The sequence below is a fragment of the Salinihabitans flavidus genome (assembly GCF_900110425.1).
Lineage (GTDB): Bacteria > Pseudomonadota > Alphaproteobacteria > Rhodobacterales > Rhodobacteraceae > Salinihabitans > Salinihabitans flavidus.
Genome location: NZ_FODS01000005.1, coordinates 196,674 through 207,024, shown reverse-complemented (window position 1 = coordinate 207,024; position 10,351 = coordinate 196,674). Strand labels below are relative to the sequence as shown.

The following is a 10,351-nucleotide window of genomic DNA, read 5'->3' as shown; positions in this document are numbered from 1 at the left end:
CGCGCCGGATGTGTTGAGAGCCGTTGCATCGCGCTCCCCCATGCTGCGCCATGTCTTTGCGGATGGCGGTTATGCAGGACCCAAACTGCGCGATGCGCTGAAAGCCATCGGACGTTGGAGCGTCCAGATCGTCAAACGCTCCGACACCGCCGACGGGTTCGAGGTTCTGCCACACCGATGGGTGGTCGAGCGCACCCTTGCTTGGCTGGGCCGATGCCGCCGCCTGTCAAAAGATTGGGAAAAATCCATCGCCAGCGCAGAGGCGTGGATCACAATCGCCCACATTCGACGCGTCACACGCCATCTCGCAAGGGATTAATAATGCTCAGATAGTTTTGAATCAGACTCTAAGGTGACGGCACCGCGCCCGCCTCGGTGGACCGGGTCGCACGTCCTGTCGGAAAGGAAGCCAATTTGGCCCCGGCTGATGAAAAATCCATGACCAAGGACGGCGCAGAGATGTCTGCGCCGCAGCAGACGCACGGGCAGCTTGTCCCGTCATTGCGACGCGAACGTCCCAAGGCATCGCTCCGCTGGCGGATCTGGGTCTTGCTCGCCGCTCTCGGGCTGGGCTTGGCGGCGCTGGTGCTGGCCCAGAATTGGATGAACCGCCCGCCGGTCGTGCCGGTCGAGACTGTCGCGCCCGCGCCGGTCACGCGTGTCCTAGCGGTCAACGGGCGGATTGCTGCGGAGAACTCGGTCGAGGTCACGCCGACCGTGACCGGCACACTCACGGCGCTGCCCGTGGCCGAGGGTGATGCCGTCGAGGCCGGGGATACCCTCGCGCAGATCGACGCTGACGCGCAGCGCACGCTGTTGCGTCAAGCGCAGGCCCGGCTGGATGCGGCTCGGGATGCGCGGGCCGAGGCGCGCGCCGAATTCGACCGCGCTGCTGCGCTCGACACCACAGTGGCGCGGTCCGTGCGTGACACCTATGCCCACAAGCTCGAGGCGGCCACGCAGGAGGTGGCCCGCCTCAGCGCCGCACTCGATCAGGCGCGCATCGCGCTCGAGAACCACACCATCCGTGCGCCTGTCGCTGGCCATGTGGTGGAACTCGACGTGGAACAGGGGCAACTCGTCGGCCCTTCCACCCCCCTGATGACCCTCGCCGATCTCGGCACACTGCTGGTCGAGGCCGATGTGGACGAGGCCTATGCCACGCAGATCGCCACCGGCCAGCCCGCCGTGCTGCAACTCGCCGGAGAGACACAGACCCGCGCCGGGCGCGTGAGCTATGTCTCGCGCCGGGTCGATATCGCCACCGGCGGGCTGGCGGTGGAGCTTTCGTTCGACACGCCGATCATCGCTCCGATAGGGCTGACCGTCGCGACCAACATCATCGTGGAGACGCGCGCGGCGGCGCTGACCGTGCCGCGCAGCGCGCTGACGGAGGTGGAGGGCAAGACCGGCGTTTTCCTTCTGCGAGAGGGCCGCGCCATGTTCCGGCCCGTCTCCGTCGTGGACTGGCCCGCCGCGCGGCTCATCGTCACCGAGGGTCTTGCCGAGGGCGACCGCCTCATGACCGAGGCCAATGGAATCACCCCCGGTCAGGCCGTGACGATGGAGCAGCCCTGATGCTATACGCGCTCAAGATCGCGGCGCGTTACCTGACCGCGAACAAGGCGCAGACCGCGCTTCTGGTGTTGGGGGTGGCGGTCGGGGTTTTCATCTTCATCTTCATGTCGGCGCTGATCGGCGGGCTTGCGCAATTCATCCTGTCGCGCACGGTGGGCGATATCGCACATGTCACCATCGAGGCCGAACCTGACGATCCGGCAATCCTGATCGCGCCCGAGGGCTATGTCCTCGTCGTGGCACAGCGCGGTCGCACGCGCACCGCCTCTCTGGCCGAGGCCGCCACCTGGCTGCCGCTGATCGAGGGCGTGCCGGGGGTCAAGGCGGTCTCGCCACAGATCACCGGGGCGGGCTTTCTCACGCGCGGCGCGCAGGTCGAGCAGGTCAGCGTGACCGGGATCGAGCCGGGACGCGAGGCCGCGATCCTCGATCTTCCCGGCTATATGGTCGAGGGGCGGGCGCGTGTGGGCTCGGGGTTGATCGTCCTTGGCCGGGAACTGGCCGAGGATCTCGACCTGTCGCTGGGCCAACCGCTACGACTGGAAAGTTCCCAGGGTGTCACCGCCCTGCTCACGCTCTCGGGCATCTTCGAGACCGGCAACGGCGCGCTCGACGGGGCGCGTGCCTTTGTCAGCCTTTCGACCGCGCGCACCCTCTTTACCATGCCGCAGGGGGCCAGCCGGATCGAGATCAAGCTTTTCGATCTCAACGCCGCCGATGCCAAGGCCGCGCGCATCCGCAGCCTCACCGGGCTGGATGCCGTGCCCTGGACCGACGGTGCCGAACAGCTGATGGAGGCGCTCGATGCGCAGGCGCAGACCGGCTATTTCCTAAAGACCTTTGCGCTCATCACCATAGTGATCGGTGTCGCCTCGGCGCTCTTGCTCTCGACCTATCGACGCCGCCCGGAAATCGGCATCATGCGCGCCATGGGCGCGGGGCGCGGCTTTGTTGTCTTTGTCTTCGTGGCGCAGGGCGCGCTTGTCGGGCTGATGGGCGGCGTCATGGGGGCGGCCTTGGGTTATCTCGCGCTGCTGCCCTTCCCCCCGCGCGAGGCGTTCGAGCCGGGCACCCTGCCGATGGACATCACCCAGGGGTCCTACGGGCTGGCCATCACCCTCACGGTGATCGGCGCGATCCTCGCCTCGATCCTGCCTGCCCGCTCAGCGGCGCGGGTCGATCCCGTCACGGCGATCGGCCAATGAGCGCGCTGCTGGATGTCCGCGATCTGGTCAAGACCTTCGGGACCGGCGAGGCCGAAACCCGCGTGCTGCGCGGCCTCTCGCTGCATCTGGAGCGAGGTGAGATGGCAGCTCTGCTTGGCCCCTCCGGATCAGGCAAGAGCACGCTTCTGAGGATCCTGGGTACGTTGATGAAACCCACATCGGGCCAGTATCTGATGCTGAGCCAGGATCTCATCGCCGCCGACGACCGCGCATTGACCGAGTTTCGCAACCGCCATATCGGCTTTGTCTTTCAGTTCCATAACCTGCTGCCCGATTTCACCGCGCTGGAAAACGTGATCTTCCCCACAGCCGTGCGCGAGGGCCGCGAGACATCGCAGGCCCGCGCGCGCGGACGCGCCCTGCTCATCCGCATGGGGCTGGCAGACCGAATCGACTTTCCCGCCACCAAGCTTTCTGGCGGCCAGAAGCAACGCGTCGCCGTGGCGCGCGCCCTGATGAACAGCCCCGAACTGGTCCTGGCGGACGAACCGACAGGCAATCTCGACCGCGTCTCGGCGATGCAGGTGATGGACCTCATCGCACAGATCAACCGCGAGGAGGGCACCACATTCCTGATCTCGACCCATGACGAGAAGATCGCAGACCTCTGTCAGCGGCAGATCGTGGTGGGCGACGGTGTGGTAACGGGCTAGGTCCTTCGCCTGTAGCCAACACGGAGGTTCTTCACGACATACCGCACTCCTTTTAATTTCGATCTCAACCGTCGGTCCATGCTGAAGGGGGCCGCCGCGTCCGGTCTTGCCGCAGGGCTGTTCGGTGTCGCGTCCGGCCCGGCCCGCGCCGCACCGTCGCGGGGCGGCACGTTTCGCGTCGGCGTGCATGACGGCAGCAGCACGGATAGCTGGGATCCCGCCACAACGGCGAGCATCCTTATGATCCACTCCAGCCACGTCGCCCGCGCCTATCTGACTGAGATCACCAACGAGAACACGCTTGGACCCGACCTTGCCACCGATTGGCAGGCCCTTGGCAAGGACGGAAGCGAATGGCGATTCGAGCTGTCGCGCAACGCCACCTTCCACGACGGGCGCGCAGTCACGGCAAAGGACGTGATCGCCTCGATGAACCACCACCGAGGGCCCGAGACGACCTCGGCCGTGGCACCGCTTCTATCGGACGTCACCGATATCCGCGCTGACGGAGAACACGCGGTGATCTTCACCCTTTCGACCGGCAATGCGGACCTGCCCTATCTGTTGTCGGATTACCATCTGGTGATCCAGCCCGCGACAGAGGATGGCGGCATCGACTGGGCGAACGGTATCGGCTGCGGTCCCTACAAAGTGACCGAATTCAAGCCCGGCATCCGTGCCGCGTTCGAGCGGCACGACGGCCGGCACCGCGCGGGCAGCGGGGCATGGTTCGACGCGATCGAGATGACGGTGCTCAACGATCCCAACGCAAGGCAGGCGGCGATCGTCGCCGGCGATGTCGACGCGGTGACCGATATAGACCTCAAGACCGCCTCCATGCTGGCCCGGGCCCCCGGGGTCATTCTCGACGATGTGCCCTCGGGCACGCATATCACAATGCCGATGTTCTGCGACGTGGCCCCGTTCGACGATGTCAACGTGCGGCTCGCGCTCAAGCACGCGATGAACCGTCAGGAAATCGTCGACAAGATCCTGTTCGGGCGCGGGGTGATCGGCAACGATCATCCGATTGGCACGACGATCCCGTATCATGCCGACCTGCCACAGCGGGAACAGGACCTCGACCGCGCACGCTATCATCTCAAGAAGGCCGGTCATGACCGGCTCTCGGTGCAGATCTCGGTCAATGACACACTGCTGTCACGGGCCACGAACATGTGTTCCCTCTTCGCCGAACAGGCGCGCCCCGCCGGTCTCGACATCAAGGTGAATCAGGAGCCGGCCGATGGGTATTGGTCGAATGTGTGGCTGAAAAAGCCGTTCTGCGTCGTATCCTGGGCCGCGCGCCCCACACCGGACGTGATGTTCTCGCTGGCGTACAAGGCCGGGGCTGACTGGAATGAAAGCCATTGGGAAAACGAACGGTTCAACACCTTGCTGCTTCAGGCCAAGTCCGAACTCGACGAAGCTTTGCGCGCCGAGATATACGCCGAGATGCAGTCCTTGTGCCGCGATGATGGCGGCACCATCGTGCCATTTTTCCGAAACCGCACCTCGGCGCGGCGCGACAACGTCATGCACACCGAAAGCATCGCCTCGGTCTGGGAACTCGACGGCGCGCGGGGCTATCACCGCTGGTGGTTCGCCTGATCCCGAGCGGACGTTGGCTGACTGATCGTCTCGCGACATCGGTCGGCCAGCCAGCCATGGCCAGACATTAGGCCCAGGGTGAAATGAACGCACCAAGGTGCCAAAGACGGATGATGGTGGCTGAGGGCTTTTTGACCGGATAGGCTGTTGTCTGGAACAAGACTGGATCTGGAGGATAGCACGATGAAGAAACTTGCCTTGGCACTCTGTCTGACGCTGGCGGCGGGGACGGCGATAGCGGACGGTGCCGTCGGGATCACCAAAGATATGCTGTCGGTCACCCTGCAAACCGCGAATGGCCCGGTGGAGATCAACAGGATCCAGGACACCGAAAACACGATCAGCGGCGAATGGGCACTGACCTCACGTCCCTGTCCCGAATTTTGCATTCAGCCGCACAGCCCGCTGGAGGGTGTGACCACGATCGGCGAACTCGAGTTGATCGAGATTCTACAGGATCAGGAGGCCGTGGTGGTCGATAGCCGAACCAGCGACTGGTTCGCGAGCGGAACGATCCCGGGCGCGATCAACATTCCCTATACATACGTTCTGGACGAACTGGCCCGGTTGGGCTGCGAGCCGGATTTTGACGGGTGGGACTGCGAGCAGGCAAAGCGCGTTGCACTGTTTTGCAACGGGATATGGTGTGGCCAGTCGCCAACTGCGATCCGCAACATGGTCGAGGCCGGATACCCTGCCGACCGCATTTTCTATTATCGCGGTGGCATGCAGGTCTGGCGCCTGCTCGGCCTCACGGTCACCGGCGACGGGTAACGGACCATTTGCTTGGGTCTCGTTCTCGCGGTCTCAGAAACAGAGGCTTTGGGCCTAGTTGTCCCATCCCGGATGATCATATAGACCCTCGCCGAACTGCTATGCATCCCTGATATTGACGCGGTCACAGACAGTTCACGGAGGATGAAATGGCAGCGCAGGAACAGGACAACGCAGATAAGGTCACCGTTATCAAGGTGCCCGAAGCGGTCGGGGTGTTCGACACGTTCGAACGCTTGCAGGCGGCATTCTATGACCTGCGCAGCGTGGGTTTCCACCATTCCGACATCAGCCTTCTGGGAGAACAGGACACGCTGGAGGAAAAACTCGGGTCGGCCTATTGGCGGGCACCGGAGCTCGAAGATGACCCCAGAGCCCCCAGAGCACATTTCGTCTCTGAAGAGGCGATGGGAGAGCTTGAAGGGGCCATTGCGGGCGGGTTCTTCTTTGTCGGGTCCTATATCGCGATGGCCGCGATGCTGACCCCGGTGAGTACGCTCGCGGCCTCGATCGCCGCCATCGCAATCTGGGGGGCGCCGTCAGCGGTGATCGGGACACTTCTTGCCAGCCGCGTCGACAAGAAACACCGGGAATATTACGAAAATCAAATCCGGCATGGTGGCATTCTCATGTGGGTGCGCACCCGCGACAAAGAGCACGAGGAACTGGCGGTCAAGATCATGAAGGAGCATTCAGGACGGGACGTGCATGTGCACCCCTGGAGTGAATAGCGTCTGGTTGCAATGTTTGAACAGGCCGATCCGCTGGTGAGGGCTTATGACTACAGCGATCGTCCCGGTGCAGACCCGGGCGTGCACGCGTTGCCACGGTTTTTGACGACGTAAATGTTGAGACATGCCACGGCTCGCAGCATGCAAGGAAAAGATTCGTGATCGACAGAATACGCGCCAGCCAGACCAAAGACGCCCTGCTGCAAGATCTCTACGAGATGCGGGGGCGCATTCCCCTGAGTTTTGAGGTGTTTCCGCCCAAGAGCTCTGACCTGTGCATGGCACTGCATCACACTGTCGATCAGCTCGCCCCGTTGGCGGGTCGTGGGTTTTCGGTGACCATGAGTTCAGGGGGCGCGACGCGGGACCGCACCGTTGATACCGCGGCCGCGATCGCGACACGCACAGGTCGTCCGGTGATGGCGCACCTGGTATCGCTGGGCCTGTCGCGCGACGCGGTACTCAACACGGCTGACGACCTATGGGCGCGTGGAATCCGGCGCATCCTCGCGCTGCGTGGGGATCGCCCCAAGGGAGAATCCGGGGGCTTGCCGCCGGGGTTCGACCATGCGTCCGAACTGGTGGAGGCGTTGCGCACGAGGCATGACTTCGAAATCGCCGTGGCGGCGCATCCCGAAACGCATCCCGAAGCCGAAACGCTGGACCAGGATATCGGGTATCTCAAGCGCAAGCTGGATGCCGGGGCCGGGTCCGCGTTTTGCCAGTTCGTACTGGACCCGGCAACCTACAGTCGGTTCCTTGAGGACTGCGGGCAGCACGGGGTCGATGAGCCCATCGTTCCGGGGCTGATGCCGCTGGAAAGATGGCCCCGCCTGAAACGCTTTGCGCGGATGAACGGGGCAATGGTGCCGGATTGGCTGCCAACTTTTCGCCCGCGCCGAGACCACGCCCGAACTTGAACCCTATCTTGCGGCGACCATGACGAGCGAACATGCCCGGCAGCTGATCGCCTATGGCGCGCCCGAGATGCATGTCTACACGATGAACCGCTGGCCACTTTCGATGGCATTGGCAACGGTCCTCGGAAACAAGTGACGCGTCAGGACAGATGCCTGGCCAAACTTTACGGCCAATACCCGGGAAGGCCGCCAAAGACAGGTCCACGCCGACCTTGAACAACGAAAGAGTTCGTAAGCCTCTGCGGTACCGAAAGGTCCGCCGATGTCAATCCAGTGTATCATGTCTGATTGCCGCGCAGCCCGAAAGGGCGGACCCACCGGCCCCGGACGCAGCCTTTGCCAAATCACGCAAAGCGCTGCGCAGCACGTCCTCGAGAATGGGATGGTATAACGGCATCGCCAGCATGCCTGCCACCTTCGACCGCCAATGACAGCAGATGGGCCAGGTGCTCGGCGGCGGGCGTACAAATCCCCGCACCCAAAGGCTGTCCCGTGTCACAGGTGGCATAGATGCGCAATACACCACAGCTGGTCTGGGCATACGCGCGTGCTTGTTCTGATATATCGAAGCTCGCCGTTTCTAAGTCGCTATCCTCCAGATCGGAGAGCGTCGCGCCGATATGCGCGACTTGTGGAGTTGAGTACACGATGGATAGGGAAGTACGCCCGGCAAATTCGGTTCCAGTTGAATCTAGCGCAGCCATGCAGCCCGCGATATGGCCTTCGTCGGCAGCCTAGTGCATCAGCGCGCGGATGCCGCTCGCGTCGCCGGCCAGAAACAACTGATGATCCCCGATCCGACCGTAAGAGACGCGATGCAGCACGCTATCACGCGATCAAAACATGAACATGTGCCGCACACGGCATCACACAACATATTGAAATTAAATTTAAATCTTTACAATCCATCATCGGGCCGCCTCTCATTCTAACATATTGTTTTACAGTAGATACTCCTCTTTGGGCAAACTGCTAACGGCGGATATGACTACGCTGGAATACGGCGCAGTATGTCAGAATTTGCCCCTCTACGACGACACGATGCACACACAGTGCACACGAAAATTTGGTCTGCCGCCATATCCCCTGCAGTGCCTGCCGGATCCAGCAGCTCCGTCTTTCTCGATGCGATGCTTGGCGAGATCAAAGAAGGCCATGCAAGGAGCGCTGAAGTCATGCGCCTACGACCAGGAGGCCGCGGTCAAGATTCGATGGGCTATCGATACAGCTTCAGCTCACTGCCGCAATTGCACTGCTTACGCGAATTTCCCACGCAAGCACTAGGTCCAAAAATGCGCAGAAGTGTAAATTATTGATTTATATTGTTTTTTGGCGCACCCGAGAGGATTCGAACCTCTGGCCTCTGCCTTCGGAGGGCAGCGCTCTATCCAGCTGAGCTACGGGTGCATACCGTTCGCGAGTTGCTTACGCCATGCTTACGCAAGAATTTCGTCGACATGAAGAGCAAACCCGACATTCGCTCAAACCGTTGTTTAGTCACTTCTTTCTTCCAACACAACCAAGCATTACCAGCCTTGACTTCTGCCTTCGGAGGGCAGCGCTCTATCCAGCTGAGCTACAGGTGCCTTAAAGCGGGGTATATCGACGCTCGCCAGCCGTCGCAATCGAAAAAGCGTCAGGCAAAAAGCTCATGCGCCAGTTCCAGCGCCTCGATCAGACGATCGACCTCTTCGCGCGTGTTGTAGAGCCCGAAGGAGGCCCGGCAGGTCGCGGTCAGGCCCAGATGATCCATCAGCGGCCCGGCGCAATGATGCCCGGCGCGCACGGCGACACCCTTCTTGTCGAGAATGGTCGAGATGTCGTGGGCGTGTGCGGCACCGTCCAGTGTCATGCTGAAAATCGCCGCCTTGTCAGATGTTTGCCCTTGGATGTTCAACCAGTTCAACCCATTGAAACGCGTCATGGCATAATCTCGGAGCCCGGCTTCATGCGCGGCGATATTGTCCATGCCGAGATCCATCATATAGTCCAGCGCCACACCAAGCCCGATGATCTGCACGATCGCAGGGGTGCCGGCCTCGAACTTCATCGGCGGGTCGTTATAGGTCACCGCGTCGCGGCTCACCTCCTTGATCATGTCGCCGCCACCGATGAAGGGGCGCATCTCGGCCATGCGGTCCTTTTGCACATAAATCGCGCCGGACCCGGTCGGCCCATAGAGCTTGTGCCCGGTGATGGCATAGAAATCGCACCCCATGTCAGCGACATTCACCGGCAGATGCACCGCCCCCTGAGAGCCGTCCACCAGCACCGGAACGCCCTCTTCGTGGGCGCCGGCGCAAACGGATTTCACATCAACAACGGTCCCCAACACGTTGGAACAATGGGTAATTGCGACAAGCTTCGTCTTCGGTCCAATGGCGTCGATCACGGCCTGCGGATCAAGATGGCCCTGCGCGTCCACTTCGACCCATTTCAGGACCACGCCCTGTCGTTCGCGCAGGAAATGCCAGGGCACGATATTGGCGTGATGCTCCATCACGCTCAGCACGATCTCGTCGCCCGGCTCCATCCGCGGCATGGCCCAGCCATAGGCGACCATGTTGATGCCTTCGGTGGTACCGGTATTAAGGACGATCTCATCCTCACTGGCCGCCCCGAGAAAGCGAGCAATGGTTCCGCGCACGCCCTCGTACTTGTCGGTGGCCAGATTGGAAAGGTAATGCAAACCTCTGTGAACATTGGCATATTCCATGGAATAGGCCTGCGTGATCGCGTCGATCACCACCTGCGGCTTTTGCGCCGAGGCCCCATTGTCGAGATATGTGAGCGGCTTGCCGTTCACCTCGCGCGCTAGAATTGGAAAATCGGCACGGATCTTGTTCAAGTCATACATC

Annotated in this window: 10 protein-coding genes and 1 tRNA gene; 8 read left to right on the top strand and 3 right to left on the bottom strand. The window is 62.0% G+C overall.

The window, feature by feature from the left end; all coding sequences use genetic code 11:
- The 8 genes from BMW66_RS06725 to BMW66_RS06690 form a co-directional block, all read left to right on the top strand.
- Positions 1-319 (top strand): transposase (locus BMW66_RS06725; RefSeq protein WP_139196130.1); only part of this gene is annotated, 319 nt, incomplete at its 5' end.
- 119 nt (positions 320-438) lie between these two features.
- The gene (locus BMW66_RS06720) at positions 439-1,578 is read left to right on the top strand and encodes an efflux RND transporter periplasmic adaptor subunit (RefSeq protein WP_245729394.1); all 1,140 of its coding nucleotides are present in this window, start codon (positions 439-441) and stop codon (positions 1,576-1,578) included.
- Positions 1,578-2,783 carry an ABC transporter permease gene (locus BMW66_RS06715; protein ID WP_093116734.1) on the top strand — a complete coding sequence of 402 codons (1,206 nt, stop codon included), beginning with the start codon at positions 1,578-1,580 and terminating at the stop codon, positions 2,781-2,783. The genes BMW66_RS06720 and BMW66_RS06715 overlap by 1 nt, the downstream gene beginning before the upstream one ends.
- A complete protein-coding gene (locus BMW66_RS06710) occupies positions 2,780-3,457 on the top strand; it encodes an ABC transporter ATP-binding protein (RefSeq protein WP_093116732.1) in 678 nt (225 codons plus the stop codon). The genes BMW66_RS06715 and BMW66_RS06710 overlap by 4 nt, the downstream gene beginning before the upstream one ends.
- A gap of 78 nt (positions 3,458-3,535) precedes the next feature.
- Complete coding sequence (locus tag BMW66_RS06705; protein ID WP_093116730.1) at positions 3,536-5,068, top strand: ABC transporter substrate-binding protein; 1,533 nt, start codon at positions 3,536-3,538, stop codon at positions 5,066-5,068.
- A 183-nt stretch (positions 5,069-5,251) separates the two neighbouring features.
- Entirely contained in the window at positions 5,252-5,842 is a 591-nt protein-coding gene (locus BMW66_RS06700; RefSeq protein ID WP_093116728.1) for a rhodanese-like domain-containing protein, read from the top strand.
- Between the two features lie 149 nt (positions 5,843-5,991).
- Positions 5,992-6,573 (top strand): hypothetical protein, encoded by a 582-nt coding sequence (locus BMW66_RS06695; RefSeq protein WP_093116726.1) that lies wholly within the window; start codon positions 5,992-5,994, stop codon positions 6,571-6,573.
- 158 nt (positions 6,574-6,731) lie between these two features.
- Positions 6,732-7,493: a methylenetetrahydrofolate reductase gene (locus tag BMW66_RS06690; RefSeq protein WP_093116724.1), complete on the top strand. Its 762-nt coding sequence runs from the start codon at positions 6,732-6,734 to the stop codon at positions 7,491-7,493.
- 344 nt (positions 7,494-7,837) lie between these two features.
- Here BMW66_RS06690 and BMW66_RS06685 read toward each other — a convergent pair whose 3' ends face one another.
- From BMW66_RS06685 to BMW66_RS06670, 3 genes are all read right to left on the bottom strand, one after another.
- On the bottom strand, positions 7,838-8,197 hold the full coding sequence (locus BMW66_RS06685; protein WP_093116722.1) for a hypothetical protein: 360 nt from the start codon (positions 8,195-8,197) through the stop codon (positions 7,838-7,840).
- Between the two features lie 626 nt (positions 8,198-8,823).
- Positions 8,824-8,900 (bottom strand) — tRNA-Arg (locus BMW66_RS06680).
- Positions 8,901-9,129: 229 nt separating this feature from the next.
- Positions 9,130-10,350, bottom strand: coding sequence for a cysteine desulfurase (locus BMW66_RS06670; RefSeq protein ID WP_093116720.1), 1,221 nt, complete (start codon positions 10,348-10,350; stop codon positions 9,130-9,132).
- Position 10,351: the final 1 nt, after the last annotated feature.

Coding starts and splice junctions, on each gene's coding strand:
- BMW66_RS06715 (WP_093116734.1), top strand. CDS start 1,578: ATGCTATACGCGCTCAAGATCGCGGCGCGTTACCTGACCGCGAACAAG.
- BMW66_RS06670 (WP_093116720.1), bottom strand. CDS start 10,350: ATGTATGACTTGAACAAGATCCGTGCCGATTTTCCAATTCTAGCGCGC.
- BMW66_RS06685 (WP_093116722.1), bottom strand. CDS start 8,197: ATGGCTGCGCTAGATTCAACTGGAACCGAATTTGCCGGGCGTACTTCC.
- BMW66_RS06710 (WP_093116732.1), top strand. CDS start 2,780: ATGAGCGCGCTGCTGGATGTCCGCGATCTGGTCAAGACCTTCGGGACC.
- BMW66_RS06705 (WP_093116730.1), top strand. CDS start 3,536: ATGCTGAAGGGGGCCGCCGCGTCCGGTCTTGCCGCAGGGCTGTTCGGT.
- BMW66_RS06720 (WP_245729394.1), top strand. CDS start 439: ATGACCAAGGACGGCGCAGAGATGTCTGCGCCGCAGCAGACGCACGGG.
- BMW66_RS06700 (WP_093116728.1), top strand. CDS start 5,252: ATGAAGAAACTTGCCTTGGCACTCTGTCTGACGCTGGCGGCGGGGACG.
- BMW66_RS06695 (WP_093116726.1), top strand. CDS start 5,992: ATGGCAGCGCAGGAACAGGACAACGCAGATAAGGTCACCGTTATCAAG.